Origin of the sequence: Aliivibrio fischeri ATCC 7744 = JCM 18803 = DSM 507 (assembly GCF_023983475.1) — a bacterium.
GTDB lineage: Bacteria > Pseudomonadota > Gammaproteobacteria > Enterobacterales > Vibrionaceae > Aliivibrio > Aliivibrio fischeri.
In genome coordinates this window covers 99,330-116,788 of the sequence record NZ_CP092712.1, presented here as the reverse complement: position 1 = coordinate 116,788, position 17,459 = coordinate 99,330, and the positions used below count along the sequence as shown (strand labels likewise).

The 17,459-nt window shown below is 40.9% G+C and carries 12 protein-coding genes; 8 read left to right on the top strand and 4 right to left on the bottom strand.

Translation table 11 applies throughout. The annotated features are described in order from the left end of the window. Positions 1-12: 12 nt before the first annotated feature. Together spoT and trmH are read left to right on the top strand one after the other, a co-directional pair. A complete protein-coding gene (gene spoT, locus AVFI_RS00475) occupies positions 13-2,136 on the top strand; it encodes a bifunctional GTP diphosphokinase/guanosine-3',5'-bis pyrophosphate 3'-pyrophosphohydrolase (protein WP_065624634.1) in 2,124 nt (707 codons plus the stop codon). 251 nt (positions 2,137-2,387) lie between these two features. Beyond that, entirely contained in the window at positions 2,388-3,077 is a 690-nt protein-coding gene (gene trmH, locus AVFI_RS00470) for a tRNA (guanosine(18)-2'-O)-methyltransferase TrmH (protein ID WP_005416984.1), read from the top strand. A 385-nt stretch (positions 3,078-3,462) separates the two neighbouring features. Here trmH and AVFI_RS00465 read toward each other — a convergent pair whose 3' ends face one another. The 4 genes from AVFI_RS00465 to typA all read right to left on the bottom strand — a co-directional run bounded on the left by AVFI_RS00465 (position 3,463) and on the right by typA (position 8,303). Continuing rightward, positions 3,463-4,362 carry a bifunctional GNAT family N-acetyltransferase/hotdog fold thioesterase gene (locus tag AVFI_RS00465; RefSeq protein ID WP_012532790.1) on the bottom strand — a complete coding sequence of 300 codons (900 nt, stop codon included), beginning with the start codon at positions 4,360-4,362 and terminating at the stop codon, positions 3,463-3,465. A gap of 473 nt (positions 4,363-4,835) precedes the next feature. Next, complete coding sequence (gene dtd, locus AVFI_RS00460; RefSeq protein ID WP_011260970.1) at positions 4,836-5,270, bottom strand: D-aminoacyl-tRNA deacylase; 435 nt, start codon at positions 5,268-5,270, stop codon at positions 4,836-4,838. Further along, a complete protein-coding gene (locus AVFI_RS00455) occupies positions 5,242-6,174 on the bottom strand; it encodes a virulence factor BrkB family protein (protein WP_081302048.1) in 933 nt (310 codons plus the stop codon). The genes dtd and AVFI_RS00455 overlap by 29 nt, the downstream gene beginning before the upstream one ends. A gap of 296 nt (positions 6,175-6,470) precedes the next feature. Continuing rightward, on the bottom strand, positions 6,471-8,303 hold the full coding sequence (gene typA / locus AVFI_RS00450; protein ID WP_054775395.1) for a translational GTPase TypA: 1,833 nt from the start codon (positions 8,301-8,303) through the stop codon (positions 6,471-6,473). A gap of 537 nt (positions 8,304-8,840) precedes the next feature. On the opposite strand from typA, the gene glnA reads away from it, so the two are divergent. From glnA to add, 6 genes are all read left to right on the top strand, one after another. Next, positions 8,841-10,250, top strand: coding sequence for a glutamate--ammonia ligase (gene glnA, locus AVFI_RS00445; protein WP_054775394.1), 1,410 nt, complete (start codon positions 8,841-8,843; stop codon positions 10,248-10,250). Between the two features lie 249 nt (positions 10,251-10,499). After that, positions 10,500-11,036 carry a DUF4124 domain-containing protein gene (locus tag AVFI_RS00440; protein ID WP_188863319.1) on the top strand — a complete coding sequence of 179 codons (537 nt, stop codon included), beginning with the start codon at positions 10,500-10,502 and terminating at the stop codon, positions 11,034-11,036. Positions 11,037-11,115: 79 nt separating this feature from the next. Then, on the top strand, positions 11,116-12,171 hold the full coding sequence (gene glnL, locus AVFI_RS00435) for a nitrogen regulation protein NR(II) (protein ID WP_041941289.1): 1,056 nt from the start codon (positions 11,116-11,118) through the stop codon (positions 12,169-12,171). Positions 12,172-12,209: 38 nt separating this feature from the next. After that, on the top strand, positions 12,210-13,613 hold the full coding sequence (gene glnG / locus AVFI_RS00430) for a nitrogen regulation protein NR(I) (RefSeq protein WP_054775393.1): 1,404 nt from the start codon (positions 12,210-12,212) through the stop codon (positions 13,611-13,613). Between the two features lie 116 nt (positions 13,614-13,729). Next, positions 13,730-16,285 (top strand): phosphodiesterase GepA, encoded by a 2,556-nt coding sequence (gene gepA / locus AVFI_RS00425; protein ID WP_188863320.1) that lies wholly within the window; start codon positions 13,730-13,732, stop codon positions 16,283-16,285. 164 nt (positions 16,286-16,449) lie between these two features. Next, entirely contained in the window at positions 16,450-17,451 is a 1,002-nt protein-coding gene (add, locus tag AVFI_RS00420) for an adenosine deaminase (protein WP_012532722.1), read from the top strand. Positions 17,452-17,459: the final 8 nt, after the last annotated feature.

The following is a 17,459-nucleotide window of genomic DNA, read 5'->3' as shown; positions in this document are numbered from 1 at the left end:
ACGGGGCGAAATTTGGATTTATTCGATAGCCTGAAAGATGTTGCCAAAGATTACCTGCCAGAGCCTCACATTGAGGCTCTTCGTCGATCTTATCTGGTAGCAAAAGAAGCCCATGAAGGGCAAACTCGCTCAAGTGGCGAACCTTATATCATCCACCCAGTAGCTGTGGCTCGAATCCTTGCAGAAATGAAGCTCGACCACAAAACACTGATGGCTGCGCTGCTTCATGATGTTATTGAAGACACTGAAGTTAGCAAAGAAGAGCTCGCAGAGCAGTTTGGTGATACGGTTGCCGAATTAGTGGATGGTGTTTCTAAGCTGGACAAACTTAAGTTCCGCGATAAAAAAGAAGCACAGGCTGAAAACTTCCGAAAAATGGTCATGGCGATGGTGCAAGACATCCGCGTTATATTGATCAAACTTGCTGACCGAACTCATAACATGCGCACGTTGGGTGCTTTACGCCCTGATAAACGTCGCCGCATTGCTCGTGAAACTTTAGAAATCTTCTCTCCTTTGGCGCATCGCCTTGGTATCCACAATATTAAAACTGAACTTGAAGAGTTAGGTTTTGAGGCTCTTTACCCTAATCGCTATCGCGTATTAAAAGAAGTGGTGAAGTCAGCTCGTGGTAACCGTAAAGAGATGATCCAAAAAATTCACTCTGAAATTGAAGGCCGTATTGCTGAAGCTGGCATCACTGGTCGAGTGATTGGCAGAGAGAAAAACCTGTTCGCTATTTACAATAAAATGAAAAATAAAGAACAGCGTTTCCATACCATTATGGATATCTATGCGTTTCGAGTAATTACCGATAATGTCGATACTTGTTATCGAGCATTAGGCCAAGTTCACAGCATTTACAAACCTCGTCCGGGTCGTATTAAAGACTATATTGCTGTACCAAAAGCCAATGGCTACCAATCGCTTCATACCTCTATGGTTGGCCCTCACGGTGTTCCTGTTGAAGTACAAATTCGTACTGAAGATATGGAGCAAATGGCGAACAAAGGTGTTGCTGCACATTGGTCGTACAAAGAAGGCGATAACTCTAGCACGACGGCTCAAATCCGAGCACAACGCTGGATGCAAAGCTTACTTGAACTTCAACAAAGTGCAGGTAGCTCATTTGAATTTATTGAAAACGTAAAATCGGATCTCTTCCCGAACGAAATTTACGTTTTCACTCCCAAAGGCCGTATTTTTGAACTGCCTGTTGGTGCAACGGCTGTGGACTTTGCTTACGCCGTTCACTCTGATGTTGGTAATAGCTGTGTTGGTTCACGCGTTAACCGTCAACCTTATCCGTTAAGTAAACCACTTAAAAATGGTCAAACGGTTGAAATCATCAGTGCTCCAGGTGCTCGTCCAAATGCAGCATGGCTGAACTACGTAGTGACATCAAAAGCACGTACTAAGATCCGCCAAGTGCTAAAAACCATGCGCAAAGAAGATTCTGTGGTATTAGGTCGTCGCCTATTGAATCACGCTTTAGGTCATAACGTATCACTAGACGATATTTCTCAAGAGAATATTGAGCACGTTTTATCTGATCTTAAATTAGCTGAGCTGGATGACTTACTGGCCGCTATCGGCCTAGGTGAGCTGATGAGTATTGTTATTGCTCGTCGCCTATTAGGCTCTGCTGATGAATTAACGGAACAAACCTCAAACATTGAAACCACCACTGGTAAAAAACTACCAATCCGTGGTGCTGATGGCATCTTACTGACATTTGCAAACTGTTGTCGCCCTATTCCGGGTGATCACATTATTGCTCACGTAAGTCCTGGCCGTGGCCTTGTGGTTCATATGGAAGAGTGTGCAAATGTTCGTGGTTATCAAAAAGAGCTTGATAAATACATGGGCGTTGAATGGGCTGATGAATTCGATCAAGAATTTGATACGGCATTAGATATTGATATCCAAAACCACCAAGGTGCATTAGCTGATTTGGCGAATGTGATTGCAGGTACAGGATCAAATATCCGTGGTATTTCAACAGAAGAAAAAGATGGACGCTTATATACAGTAACCATCGAACTTACGGTGAAAGATCGTAAGCATTTAGCTGAAATCATGCGTCGTATCCGTGTTATGCCACACGCACTTAAAGTACGTAGACATAAGAACTAGATGCGAGGGACGAGGTTCGAGTACGGACTTCGTCCTTTTAGTTAGATCTATACGCTACGCTAACTAGAACGCTTCGCTCTAGAAACTATAAAATCAAAAGCATTACCCATTTAAGAATGACGTTCAACTTTAGTCATATAATGCTCTTATCGTCTCTAGCTAGCGCAGCGTATAGTTTCTAGTTCCATTTTGACTACCTCTTTCTCGTCCCTAGAACCTAGTCCCTCCAACCTATCTCAAGAATTAAAATTATGAATTTAGAACGCTACCAACGAATTACTTCTGTATTAAAAGCTCGTCAAACTGATCTCACTCTTTGTTTAGAAGAAGTACATAAAGCCAATAACGTTTCTGCGATTGTTCGTACTGCTGATGCAACGGGTATCCACAAAATTCATGCGGTTTGGCCTACAGAACAGATGCAGATGCTAGGACATACTTCTGCTGGTGCTCGTAATTGGGTTGATGTGGAAACACATAAAAACATTGAAGATGCTTTTGCTACGCTTAAAGAACAAGGCATGCAGATTCTAGCGACAAACCTATCAGATACTGCAGTAGATTTTCGTGAAATTGATTACACCAAACCAACGGCCATCATTCTTGGCAGTGAAAAAACAGGTATCAGCAAAAAAGCATTAGCGATGGCTGATCAAGACATCATCATTCCTATGGTAGGTATGGTGCAATCACTAAATGTATCGGTTGCAAGTGCGCTTATTTTATATGAAGCACAACGTCAGCGTGATTTAGCGGGTATGTACAACCGTGAAGAGAGTGCGTTACCAGAAGAATACATTAATCGTGTTCTATTTGAGCGTGGCCACCCTGTATTAGCAAAGGTCGCTAAGCGTAAAGGTCTACCTTTCCCACAATTGGATGAAACGGGGCAAATTATTGCTGATGATGCTTGGTGGGAAACGATGCAGGCGGCGGATTAAAATCGAGAACTTAGGGTTCAGGGGTGATCGTGGTAACCGAAGCGTTCACAATACTGTTCCTCCCCTTTTTCACCAATGTAGCTTGGTAGAAAGTGCCGATATAAGGGGAGGCTAGGAGGGGTTGTAAGTGATGAGATTTTGTTTGTCTGCATAATATGAAACAACGTAAGCAACCCCCTCTAACTCCCCCTTGTATCAACTATATCGATCTCATAGCAATAGTGGTAAAGGGGGAGAACCATTCTTTGTCACTGTAATTTCAGCGAACACCTCTGAATTCTGCAAGCGAAGCGATCTGAACTCTGCTCTTGCTCTTCCTGAAACCTGAACCCTGAAACCTTTAGGACGGAGTCCGTCCTTGAGCAAAGCGACCTCGCCCCTAATCTCAATCCCTCATCAACATAAACGTTCCAGTAAATTCCGCGGCAGGATTATCACCATTACACAAATCGACTTTTACTTTCACCCTCGCACGCTTACCTGATTGCAGACGATCAAAATCCCCTTCCAAACAATTCAACGAAGTAATGCCTTTAGGGTTATCAACAATAGGTTGGCGATATCTAATATGGCTATCAACCAACATAATACTGGTGGTATCCAAGCCTCGTTCTTTTAGCAATAACCAAACAATTCCCCAAGCGGTTAATGTACCCATGGTGAAAATACTGCCTGCGAACATACTATTATGTGGATTAAGGTTGGCATTTAAAATGGCACTGACTTCAAAACGATAACCTGTGTATTGGGTAATTTTAATCCCCATTTTATCGCTGATTGGGATTTCATTTTCCCAACGTTTTTGAAGTTCTGCGCACCAATCAGGACGTCGCAGCACATCAGCTAATGGGTTTAAATGTTTGAGCATTTGTTGGTGACGAACAGGCCCTCTCTCATCATTCAATTCCCCTTGACTAGTAAATCCATTTCTTACATAAAATGGAATCGCATCTTCACGAGCATTACATACAAGGCGTTTCGCGTTCTCTTGGCGAGCATAAGATTCGAGAGCAACCATAATCAATGCACCAATACCTTTTCCTCGGCAATGTGGTGCAACGGCCATATAACGAATTTGACCGTCATTATCAGGAGTTAAATATAAACGCCCGATAGCAACAGGCTGATCACGACCATCTAAAATCATTCGATGTTGGCTCATATCATCATACGCATCGCGTTCAGAGCCTTCCGGCTGACGCCAAGGCTCACGTAAGATTTTCCAACGAAAATGATAGTAAGCTTTTAATTCAGCTTCTGTTGTTGGTGTGATCAATCGAAACATATAAATCCTTTTATTGTTGTTAGGGACGAGGAGGAGCTAAGGGTTCAGGGGTGATCGTGGTAGCCGCAGCGCTCACAATACTGTTCCTCCCCTTTTTCACCAATGTAACTTGGTAGAAACTGCCGATATAAGGGGAGGCTAGGAGGGGTTGTAAATGATAAAATTTAGTTTATCTACATAGTATAAATACAACATAACCAACCCCCTCTAACTCCCCCTTGTATTCACTATATCGATCTCATAACTATCACGGTAAAGGGGGAGAAGCATTCTTTATCACTATAATTTCAGCGAGCACCCTAAATTCTGCTCTTGCTCTTCCTGAAACCTGCAAGCGCAGCGTCCTGAAACCTAAAAACTCACCACATCAACACTCTCGCTCTTATAGTCTCTAGTTTCTAGTCAGCGAAGCGTATAGTCTTCTGCTTTTCCTCACCCCTCGAGCGAAGCGTCCTAGAATCTCGCCCCTGCCCTTAAACCTGCAACCAAAACGTCACAGGTCCATCATTCACTAGCGACACTTTCATGTCCGCAGCAAATCGTCCTCGTTGCGTATGTAACTTCTCTTCACATAGATCAGAGAAGTAATCATACAAACGCTCAGCGTCCACAGGGTGCGCCCCTTTTGAAAAGCCTGGACGAGTACCCTTCTTAGTATCTGCAGGCAGCGTAAATTGCGATACAACTAATACGCTACCATTTACTTGTTGCACATTTAAGTTCATCTTACCGTCTTGATCTTCAAACACTCGGTAAGTTAATACTCTTTCCATTAGACGCTTAGCTTTTGCTTCGTCATCTTCTCTTTCTACGCCTAATAAAATTAATAAACCTTGATTAATTTCACCAGTCACTTCGCCATCTACTTTTACAGCGGCTTCACTTACTCTCTGGATCAGTGCTATCACTTTCTATCAACCCTTGTTGTTCTGTTAACGCTTTAATATCTGATTCAAGTATATTGGTACTAACTTTTCCTGCTAGCCATTCTTCAAACTCACCTAAACTTGCGGTAATTTCGGCACCAATAAGAACGATAATCCAACACAAATATACCCAAACAAACAAAATAGGAACGGCTGCTAATGCGCCATAGATGACTTGGTATGAAGGAAATTGCGTTATGTATTGAGCAAATCCCACCTTACTAAACTCAAATAGACAACCCGCAGACATGGCACCAATAAGCGCATGAGTCACTCGGACTTTTTTGTTCGGCACTAATAAATACAAACCAACAAATGCAGAGAATGACAATATGATAGGTAACCAACCCAATAAAGTCCGATAAAAACTGGAAACTATTTCATCATCCATGATCTTTAGTGACGTTACGTATGACGTTGCCGCCAAACTTGCGCCAACCAATAAAGGACCTAAAGTTAAGATCATCCAATACAATGAAAATGAATACATTGGACGACGTTTTTTCTTTACTCGCCAAATGTAATTCAAACTACGATCTATCGATGAGATCAGCATTACAGAAGCTACAAATAAGAAACCAGAACCTACTGCCGTCATCTTACCCGTATTTGAAATAAACTCTTTTAAGCTCGCTTCAACCGCATCACTGGCAGCGGGTACAAAGTTTTGAATCACAAAGGCTTGTACCGTATCTCCCGCCCCAGAAAAAACAGGAAATTGCGACAATACAGACAGCAAAACCGTAATTAACGGCACCAAAGAGAGCAAAGTGATGTAAGCCATATAACCAGCACTTACCGTTAACCTGTCATGAATAACTCTTTGCTTTAAGAAAAGTAGATATGACCAGCCAATCCTCAGCTTGTGTTTTATTTTATCTTCCATCAATTCACTCTTTAACATATATCAACTCTTACATATACCAATCCAAATAAGTATGTGTCCAGATATTGCGTAGGAAAAATAGATTAAAACAAGGCATAAACTGCAATAACTAGTGGGCCTAATTATAAAGTTTATAACGCTGTTATAAGCTATTTTAACAAGCAAGAATGATCATCTACTTATTTGGGTTGGTATTATCATAACAGATAAAAAAAATCCCTTCGTAGTTGCCTACAAAGGGATTCTAAATTTTATTAGATTTGTGATTTAACTAAAAGCTAAATCCGAATCAATAATTACTTAGGTGCACGACCTGCACGCTTACGATCGTTCTCTGTAAGGTGACGCTTACGGATACGGATGCTTTCAGGTGTTACTTCTACTAGTTCGTCGTCATCGATGAACTCTAGAGCTTGCTCAAGTGTGTACTTGATTGCTGGAGAAAGTACTTGCGCATCATCTGTACCAGAAGCACGAACGTTAGTCAGTTGCTTACCTTTCAGACAGTTAACTGTAAGGTCGTTAGAACGGTTATGAATACCGATAACTTGACCTTCGTATACTTCATCAGCGTGCTCTGTAAATAGACGACCACGTTCTTGTAGGTTAAACAGTGCGTAAGTCAGTGCTTTACCAGTTGCGTTCGAAATTAGAACACCGTTGTTACGTTGACCGATAGTACCGCCTTTGTGAGGACCGTAGTGATCAAACGTATGGTAAAGAAGACCAGAACCTGAAGTTAGAGTCATGAACTCAGTTTGGAAACCGATAAGACCACGAGAAGGCATCATAAAGTCCATACGAACACGGCCTTTACCATCTGGTGCCATATCAGTTAGCTCACCTTTACGGATACCGATGTTTTCCATGATACCGCCTTGGTGCTCTTCAAGAACATCGATAGTTACGGTTTCAAATGGTTCTGTTAGGTTGCCGTTTTCATCTTTTTTGATGATAACTTCTGGACGAGATACTGCTAGCTCGAAACCTTCACGACGCATGTTTTCGATCAGGATAGATAGGTGAAGTTCACCACGGCCTGATACGCGGAATTTGTCTGGATCTTCAGTTTGCTCAACACGTAGTGCTACGTTGTGAACAAGTTCTTTTTCTAGACGTTCAAGGATGTTACGTGAAGTAACGAACTTACCTTCTTTACCAGCAAACGGAGAAGTGTTTACTTGGAAAGTCATTGTTACTGTTGGTTCATCAACAGAAAGTGGAGTCATCGCTTCAACGTTGTTTACGTCACAGATAGTGTCAGAGATTTTAAGCTCGCCAAGACCTGTAATTGCAATGATGTCACCAGCGTTAGCTTGTTCAACTTCGTGACGCTCAAGACCTAGGTAACCTAATACTGTACCTACTTTACCGTTACGTTTAGAACCATCAGCACCTACAACAGTTACTTGTTGGTTTGGTTTAACAGAACCACGAGTAACACGTGCAACACCGATAACACCTACGTAAGAGTTGTAATCTAGTTGAGAAACTTGCATTTGTAGTGCGCCGTCAACGTCAACGTTTGGAGCATCTACGTTATCAACGATAGCTTGGAACAGTGGTTCCATGTTTTCGCCAGTTTCACCTTCTTCCAGTGTAGCCCAACCGTTAAGAGCTGAAGCGTAAACTACTTGGAAGTCTAGTTGTTCGTCAGTTGCACCTAAGTTATCGAATAGGTCGAATACTTGGTCCATAACCCAATCAGGGCGAGCACCTGGACGGTCAATCTTGTTGATTACAACGATTGGCTTAAGACCGTGTGCGAAAGCTTTTTGCGTAACGAAACGAGTTTGAGGCATTGGACCGTCAACTGCGTCAACGATAAGAAGAACAGAGTCAACCATTGACATGATACGTTCAACTTCACCACCGAAATCGGCGTGTCCAGGGGTATCTACGATGTTGATACGGTGATCGTTCCAGTTAATCGCTGTATTTTTTGCAAGGATCGTAATACCACGCTCTTTCTCGATGTCGTTCGAGTCCATTACGCGTTCTTCAGTCTCACCACGAGATTCTAGTGTGCCTGATTGTTGTAATAGCTTATCAACCAGTGTTGTTTTACCGTGGTCAACGTGCGCAATAATTGCGATATTTCTTAGTTTATCAATCTGTGGAGTAGACATGGATTCAAATTCACTCAGAGCGTGTAGAGCCACCATTGGCACTACTTGGTTTAAAAACGGTCAATAATTTAACAGATTTTAGAGCAAAACCCACGAAATATGTGATTAAAGACACAATTATTTTTAAATTAATTTAATACAGCACACAAAAACGATGGAAAAACAGCCAATTTACGTTCTATTTTTCCCTTCTAGGATTTTACTTCCGTCTTAAAATGAAAAAATAAAAGAACTTTAAGATCAGATAATTAAGTAAAACGAATACATTTCATTACGCTCTTTTCAAATCAATCGTATTGACAAATTTTTGATTTAACTGCTGAATAGCATCTAGAAGTAATTAATAACTTGAACTCACCTCGCACCAATATGGTGCAACTAAAGATCAAAATGGTGCAAACTGCATTGAAATACATGCACCAAATAAAGCAAGTTATTGATATTAATGGATTATTACTTTTGGCATGCTTCTAGCAATGTAGTTTATAACAGCTAAGCTGACCAATATTTATATTATAACACCGGAGGTTATCCTACATGTCAGTAGAAAACGTACTAGCTCTGATTCAAGAGAACGAAGTTAAATTTATCGATTTGCGCTTTACCGATACAAAAGGTAAAGAGCAACATATCTCAATCCCTTCTCACCAAATTGATGCGGACTTCTTTGAAGAAGGCAAAATGTTTGATGGTTCTTCAGTTGCAGGTTGGAAAGGCATTAACGAATCTGACATGGTAATGATGCCAGATCCAGCAAGTGCAGTGCTTGACCCATTCACAGAAGACTCAACACTAAACATTCGTTGTGACATCCTAGAGCCAGCAACACTTCAAGGTTACGATCGCGATCCACGTTCAATCGCTAAACGTTCTGAAGAATACATGCGCTCTACTGGTATTGCTGACACGGTTCTAATCGGTCCTGAGCCAGAATTCTTCCTATTTGATGATGTACGTTTTAACACAGACATGTCTGGTTCTTTCTTCAAGATTGACGACATCGAAGCGGCTTGGAACTCAGGTACAGAATACGAAGGCGGTAACAAAGGTCACCGTCCTGGTGTTAAAGGCGGTTACTTTCCAGTAGCACCTGTTGATTCATCTCAAGACATCCGTTCTGCTATGTGTTTAATCATGGAAGAAATGGGCCTTGTTGTTGAAGCACACCACCACGAAGTTGCTACTGCGGGCCAAAATGAGATCGCTACACGTTTTAATACGCTAACAACAAAAGCGGATGAAACTCAAATCTACAAATACGTTGTACATAACGTTGCACACGCATTTGGTAAAACAGCGACATTCATGCCTAAGCCACTTGTTGGTGATAACGGTTCTGGTATGCACGTTCACCAATCTCTAGCAAAAGATGGCGTTAACCTATTTGCTGGCGATAAGTACGGCGGCCTATCTGAACTGGCTATCTACTACATTGGCGGTATCATCAAACACGCTCGTGCAATCAACGCATTTGCTAACCCATCAACTAACTCATACAAGCGTCTTGTACCTGGTTTTGAAGCACCTGTTATGCTTGCATACTCTGCACGTAACCGTTCAGCATCTATCCGTATCCCAGTAGTACCAAGCCCGAAAGCTCGTCGTATCGAAGTTCGTTTTGGTGACCCAGCAGCGAACCCATACCTATGTTACTCAGCAATGCTAATGGCTGGTCTTGACGGTATTAAGAACAAGATCCACCCAGGTGAAGCAATGGATAAAGATCTGTATGACCTTCCAGCGGAAGAAGCAGCAGAAATCCCAACAGTTGCAGAATCTCTAGATATCGCACTTAAAGCACTAGATGAGGATCGTGAGTTCTTAACTGCTGGTGGCGTATTCTCTGATAACTTTATCGATTCTTACATCGGTCTTAAATCTCAAGATGTGGAAGCAATCAATACAGCAGTTCACCCACTTGAGTTTGAAATGTACTACTCAGTTTAATATTCACAATTTATTGCTGATTAAAGTAAAGAATTGATTAATTTTTAGGCTCGCCTCACAGGCGGGCCTTTTTTATATTGGCAAAAAAGGATTTAAAGGCAACACTCTGTTTTGGTTCGTTTTCTTTACAGAGCCGTTCGAGATTTCATCTCTGTAGTATCGTATGAAGTCATAAGATAATGGCAATCCAATTAACTGAATAACCAAGACAGTTAATTCGATCAGCAACGCATCATCCATGGTGGTAATATGTCTTATAAACAGCTTATATTTCTTATCTTATTCTCTACATCTGCCTTCGCTGGTACGGTGTATACGTGGGAAGACAGTGATGGAACAAGGCATTTCAGTGATTCTCCACCACCAACAAACATCAAATCGAAACAACTCTCTTTATCTACTAGCGTGCCTTTAGAGGAATCTTATGATGACACGGCTACATCCGTAGAACCTGTCGCAAAGAAAACCAAATCAAAAGCACCTGAGAAAAAAGACAAAAAGCTTGAGATTTCATTTAGCAATTTACAACAAGAAGAAACCATTCGAAGCTCTCGTGGACACATCACCGTACTAACGGATTTAAACCGTAAGTTATCCATCGATGAAAAACTGCAGCTTATGCTTGATGGCTCCCCTTACGGTCTACCTCAAGCATCAACTGAGTGGAAGCTAACAGGCATAGATCGAGGTACTCATCTTATTACTGTTGTTGCTACCAAAGACGGCAAGAGAATTGCATCATCACCTATTATCACCGTGTATCTACACCGACCGTCTGCAAACTAGAGGAATTCATATAGTTCCATTCTAAAAAGCAAGGTATGATGCACCATGATGGTGCATTTATTAATTTGCTATAAGGATGATGGCGTTAACGATGGATTTCTCAACTCAATTACTTGAACACCAAGTCACAGCAATTTTATTGCTCGATGATCAACGCCAAATTCATTATGCCAATCCTGCGGCTGAGCAACTGTTCTCTCAGAGTGCTCAGCGTATGGCTCAACACGCCTTTGATGATTTATTTCACTCTCCGCAATTTGATTTATCCACTCTCATGCTGCCATTAAACACTGGACAAAGTGTGACTGACAGTGATGTTCGTATCATGATTGATGAACAACCACTTTATATCGAGCTAACTTCTAGCCCGGTTGCTATCAATAAATCACTCTATTTATTAGTTGAAATTCGTCAAATAGAGCAGCAAAGACGCCTATCTCAAGAGATTAATCAACACGCACAGCAACAAGCTGCAAAGGTTCTTGTTCGTAGCTTAGCGCATGAAATTAAAAATCCATTGGGTGGATTACGTGGAGCAGCACAATTACTAGAACGCATGCTGCCTGAACGTGAACTTCATGAATATACCCAGATCATTATTGAACAAGCCGATCGTCTACGAAATTTAGTGGACCGTTTACTGGGCCCTCAAAAGCTCGGAACAAAACAGCCAGAAAACTTGCATGCTATCATTGAAAAAGTTCGCCAACTCATTGAATTGAATTCATCTTATCAAGTAAAAATCATTCGAGATTATGACCCAAGCCTGCCCGATTTTGACGTAGATGCGGAGCAAATAGAACAAGCTATTCTCAATATCGTAAGTAATGCAGCAGAAGTTCTTAAAGACCAACCTGACGGTACGATCACTTTAAAAACCAGAACCGATTTCCAAACCAACATCTATGGTCAACGTCATAAACTCGCAGCAAAAATAGACATTATTGATAATGGCCCAGGGATCCCTAGCCACATCCAAGATACGCTTTTTTATCCTATGGTTAGTGCCCGTGAAGGTGGTACAGGGTTGGGATTATCTATCTCGCAAAATTTAATCGATCAGCATAATGGGAAAATAGATGTCTCTAGCTGGCCAGGAAAAACCATTTTCACCATTTACCTCCCTCTCAAATAAAAATAACCTCACAAAAGGGATAACGGAGAAGCAAAATTATGAGTAAAGGATTTATCTGGGTTGTTGATGATGACAGCTCAATTCGCTGGGTATTAGAAAAGACCTTAACCAGCACCAATATGATGTGTGAAAGTTTTGGTGATGCTGAAAGTGTCATTCAAGCACTCGAACGTAATGTCCCTGATGTGATTATCTCTGATATTCGTATGCCGGGAATGGATGGCTTATCGCTTCTTCATCATATCCAAGAAAATTACCCAGAGTTACCCGTGATTATCATGACGGCACACTCAGATTTAGATGCAGCGGTCAGTGCATATCAAAAAGGGGCGTTTGAATATCTACCTAAACCTTTTGATATTGATGAAACCCTAACCTTAGTGGAGCGTGCTTTAGCACATAGCCAAGAACAAAAAAAACAGAGTACCAATATCCCTAAAAAGGAGCATCATGTTCCAGAAATCATTGGCGAAGCACCCGCGATGCAAGAAGTGTTTAGAGCTATCGGACGCTTATCTCGCTCATCAATATCCGTTTTAATTAATGGTGAATCTGGTACAGGTAAAGAATTGGTTGCCCACGCCCTACACCGACATAGCCCAAGAGCAAATAATGAATTTATCGCACTTAACATGGCAGCAATTCCTAAAGATTTAATTGAATCGGAACTGTTTGGTCATGAGAAAGGCGCATTTACAGGCGCAAACTCCGTTCGAAAAGGTCGCTTTGAGCAAGCTAATGGCGGTACGCTGTTTTTAGATGAAATTGGAGATATGCCATTAGATATTCAAACCAGATTACTGCGTGTTCTTGCTGATGGGCAGTTTTATCGTGTTGGTGGACACTCTCCGGTTCAAGTGGATGTTCGTATCATTGCAGCCACTCACCAGAATCTTGAGAAACTAGTGACTGATGGTGAATTTAGAGAAGATTTATTCCATCGCCTAAACGTCATTAGAGTTCATATTCCCGCCTTAAGAGAAAGACGTGAAGACATAAAGAAACTCGCAGAGCATTTCTTACGCTTAGCCGCAAAAGAACTGGCTGTCGAATGTAAGACACTAAGCCAAAGTGCCAGTGATAAATTAAGCCAATGCGACTGGCCTGGTAATGTCCGTCAACTGGAAAATACCTGTCGCTGGCTAACGGTAATGGCAAGCAGTCAAGAAGTGTTGCCTTCTGATTTACCGTCAGAATTATTCTCAACACCGATACCGCAACAGCAACATCAAGTCACTGATTGGCAAGAACAACTCAGTTCATGGGTAGAAAATCAATTGAATCAAGGTGAAGAAGATATTCTGAATAAAGTGATCCCAAATGTTGAACGTATCTTATTAGATAAAGCTCTGCATCATACGCATGGACATAAACAAGATGCCGCAAAACTTCTTGGTTGGGGAAGAAATACACTCACAAGAAAGTTAAAAGAGTTGGAATAAAACTGAAGATTCTGTCATGGCTGCCGATATATCTATAATAAGCAAATTGAGTTTTTTAGATAATATCGGTCACACCATTTATCCAAAAAAACACAAAACAAAGCAGTGTATAGCCAATGACAGAGTCGACAAATAAAAAACAGTTTTCCTTACGAACGGCAGTAATGCTTCCATTCATTGCCGTTTTGCTGATCACGCTAAGTATTGTTTTTTACACTCAAAATAATAGCTACGAAAAACTGGTTGGCGATGTAAGCGAAAAAGTACTCGCCTCTTACACTCAAAATACTCATGCCGATCTTAATATCTTTTTAAACGCCCCTAACTTTGCTGTAAAAAGCATGGTTAATCAAATTCAGCGCTATCAAATGTATCACCCTAACGATACTAAACAGCTACAACAATTCTTAAAAGATAGCCTTGAGGGCATCTATACTAGTCTTGAACAAATGGATGTTCTCTCTTTTGGTGGAGAGCAAAAAGAGTACATAGGTTTTCGTCGAGAGCCTAATGCAGATCTATCTCTTATGCTTCAAGATAAAAGAACAGATGACGATCTCATCATTTATCGTGGAAGCGAAATCTCTGATGATATTCGCACAGTCATTGCAAACTATGACCCTCGCTCTCGCCCTTGGTATAAACCCACAGCAACAACATTAAAACCCTCTTGGTCTAAAATCTATACTAATGCTGATGAGAAAAAAGAAATCACCATTTCAACCATGCACCCTGTATTCTATGATGATGACTTTATTGGTGTTTTTGCCGCAGATGTAAAACTGGATTCATTCAATAAATTCTTATCTCAAGAAACAGAGCAGACCAAAGGCGTTATTTACTTAATTGACGAACAACAACGTTTAATCGCTCACTCAAGTGTCGGAAGTGTATTGTCCATCGGCACTCCAAATAGCCCTGTAGGCTCTCGCTTACTTGCTACTGAAAGCTGCGATGAGACCATTCAACAAAGTGCCACTTACATTAAAACCAATCAGTTAATTAATAAAAATAATCACGCTGAAGTTTTCTCTTTCTACTACAAAGGCGAGCGTTATTTCAGCCAAATCACCCCTTATGTTGATGGTAACAATTTAAATTGGTACATCGTTATTTCAATATCGGAAAGCGACTTACTTGGACACCTTCAAGAAGAACAACGTCGTGGTTTATTTTTTGGCATCGTACTCGCTGCTATTGGTTTAATTGTGGGTGTTTATCTAGTTACTCAAGTGACTAAACCCATTTTTACTACCGCAAATGCAGCACGCAATATCGCAAGTGGTAATTGGAATAATAACGTTGAGGCTCAAGGAAGCATTTACGAAACAACACTATTAATGAATGCATTTAATGACATGACCAATAAGCTCCAATCGTCGTTTGATGCTATGCGTCAACAAATTACCTTTGACTCTTTAACTCAAGTGCTTAGTCGACAAGGCCTTATAGAGCAATGTCGAATCATGCTTGATAAAAAAGAGAATCATGAACAAGGATTACTTGTTATCGGTATTAATAATTTTAGAGATATCAATGACAGTTTTGGTATTTTAGAAGGCGACCAATTACTCAAGAACATCAGCGACCGCTTACAGTGCAGCTTTACTCAGGACAACATTGCCATTGCTCGAGTTGGAGGAGATGAGTTCGCTCTATTCTTCTCAAAACTCAATGATGTCGAACAACTAAAACAGTATGCACGAGATATGGAAGGCTGTTTTATGACTCCATTTAGAGTGGCATCAAATAACTCTCTTTTGAGTATATCAACAGGTTTGGTTTATGGTGATTTAAGCTGTGACTCCATGACACTTTGGTTAAGAAATGCCAGCATAGCTCTAGGACAAGCGAAAAAGAACAACCTTAATATGTCGCTGTACACTCCTGAAATGGCAGAAGCTTCATTACATAAAGCAAATATGACCGCTGAACTGTCTTTGGCCATTAAAAACAAAGAGCTTGTCCCTTTTTATCAGCCAATAATTGATATTAAGAGTGGAAAAACCATAGGTGCAGAAGCGTTAATTCGCTGGCTAAGTCCATTAAGAGGAATGGTTTCACCATTAGATTTTATTCCGTTAGCTGAAGAAAACGGTATGATAATTCCTATGGGGTCTCAGGTATTAACTCAAGCTTGCTTGGATACCGTTGAGCGTATTAATCAAGGTCTGTGGCCTGCTGACTTTCATATGCACGTAAACTTATCGGTTTGCCAATTAACCCAAAATAACTTTTTGGATGAACTAAAATCAGTATTACACAACACAAGAATGGCTCCAGAAAACCTCACTCTAGAAATTACGGAATCGCGCTTAGTAAATCATGATAATTCGACTATTAATACCATGCAGAAAATTCGTGATTTAGGTGTTCAAATTGCTATTGATGACTTTGGTACGGGTTACTCATCTCTTGCTTATATTCATAAACTGCCATTTGATGTATTAAAAGTCGATCGTTCATTTATCAAAGATTTGACGGCTGAAAATATCGATTCATCCATTGCGGCGGCCGTATGCAATATGACTCAAGGATTTGATATTACTCTGGTTGCTGAAGGTATTGAAACACAAGAACAAGCGAAATTGTTGGCTTCACTCAATTACCACCACGCTCAAGGTTTCCTCTACAGTCGCCCTATTCCTTTGGAAGATTGGCCAACAGAATAAGTTAACATGACAACGCAATCGTTCAGATTGCGTTGTTTTTAACCGATTTGCTACTGACACATTCGACACTTGTCTCTATACTCTGCTGTAATATCTACTTATATTCAGTTTTATACCAATGCCGATGCACCAATGGAATTGGGACACTTTTTAGGAAAATAATAATGATCATTAAACAACTTCCTTTAACGGATCTACACCGTCACCTTGATGGAAATATTCGCATTGAAACCATTTTGGATTTAGGTCAAAAGTTCGGTTTAGATCTACCTGCGTATGATATCGAAGCACTTCGCCCTCACGTACAAATTGTGGAAGCCGAGCCAAGTCTTGTGGCTTTCTTATCGAAACTTGATTGGGGTGTTGCTGTTCTTGGTGATTTAGATGCCTGTCGTCGTGTGGCATATGAAAATGTTCAAGACGCAATGAATGCTCAAATTGATTACGCTGAATTACGCTTTTCACCATACTACATGGCAATGAAACACAATTTACCTATTGCTGGTGTTGTTGAAGCGGTTGTTGATGGTGTAGAAGCCGGTTGTCGTGATTTTGGTATTAAGGCTAACTTAATCGGTATTATGAGTCGTACCTTTGGTCAAGATGCTTGCCAACAAGAATTAGATGGCCTACTGACTCAAAAAAACAAATTAGTTGCAATCGACCTTGCTGGTGATGAGTTAGGCCAACCAGGTGACCTTTTTGTGAATCACTTTAAACAAGTGAAAGACGCAGATCTTCGTGTCACTGTACACGCAGGTGAAGCAGCAGGTGCTGCAAGTATGTGGCAAGCAATTAATGAGCTTGGCGCAGTACGAATTGGTCATGGGGTTAAAGCCATTGAAGATCCAAAACTGATGGAATACCTAGCTAAAAACAACATTGGTATTGAGTCTTGCTTAACCTCTAACATCCAAACGAGTACGGTTGCTTCATTTGAATCTCACCCAATTAAGACATTCTTAGAGTACGGTGTTAAAGCGTGTCTTAATACCGATGACCCAGCGGTTGAGGGAATTGAGTTACCTCATGAATATGAAGTTGCGGCACCAAAAGTTGGCTTAACGCCAGAGCAACTTAAACAAATTCAAATTAATGGTTTAGATCTGGCTTTCTTATCTGATTCAGAGAAACAAGCTCTGCGAGATATCGCAGCTAAGCGCTAGAAACTATA

Excerpts from the sequence above, each read along its gene's own strand:
- typA (WP_054775395.1), bottom strand. The coding sequence starts at position 8,303 with ATGTCTACTCCACAGATTGATAAACTAAGAAATATCGCAATTATTGCG.
- glnA (WP_054775394.1), top strand. The coding sequence starts at position 8,841 with ATGTCAGTAGAAAACGTACTAGCTCTGATTCAAGAGAACGAAGTTAAA.
- AVFI_RS00440 (WP_188863319.1), top strand. The coding sequence starts at position 10,500 with ATGTCTTATAAACAGCTTATATTTCTTATCTTATTCTCTACATCTGCC.
- add (WP_012532722.1), top strand. The coding sequence starts at position 16,450 with ATGATCATTAAACAACTTCCTTTAACGGATCTACACCGTCACCTTGAT.
- trmH (WP_005416984.1), top strand. The coding sequence starts at position 2,388 with ATGAATTTAGAACGCTACCAACGAATTACTTCTGTATTAAAAGCTCGT.
- gepA (WP_188863320.1), top strand. The coding sequence starts at position 13,730 with ATGACAGAGTCGACAAATAAAAAACAGTTTTCCTTACGAACGGCAGTA.
- glnL (WP_041941289.1), top strand. The coding sequence starts at position 11,116 with ATGGCGTTAACGATGGATTTCTCAACTCAATTACTTGAACACCAAGTC.
- AVFI_RS00455 (WP_081302048.1), bottom strand. The coding sequence starts at position 6,174 with ATGGAAGATAAAATAAAACACAAGCTGAGGATTGGCTGGTCATATCTA.
- AVFI_RS00465 (WP_012532790.1), bottom strand. The coding sequence starts at position 4,362 with ATGTTTCGATTGATCACACCAACAACAGAAGCTGAATTAAAAGCTTAC.
- glnG (WP_054775393.1), top strand. The coding sequence starts at position 12,210 with ATGAGTAAAGGATTTATCTGGGTTGTTGATGATGACAGCTCAATTCGC.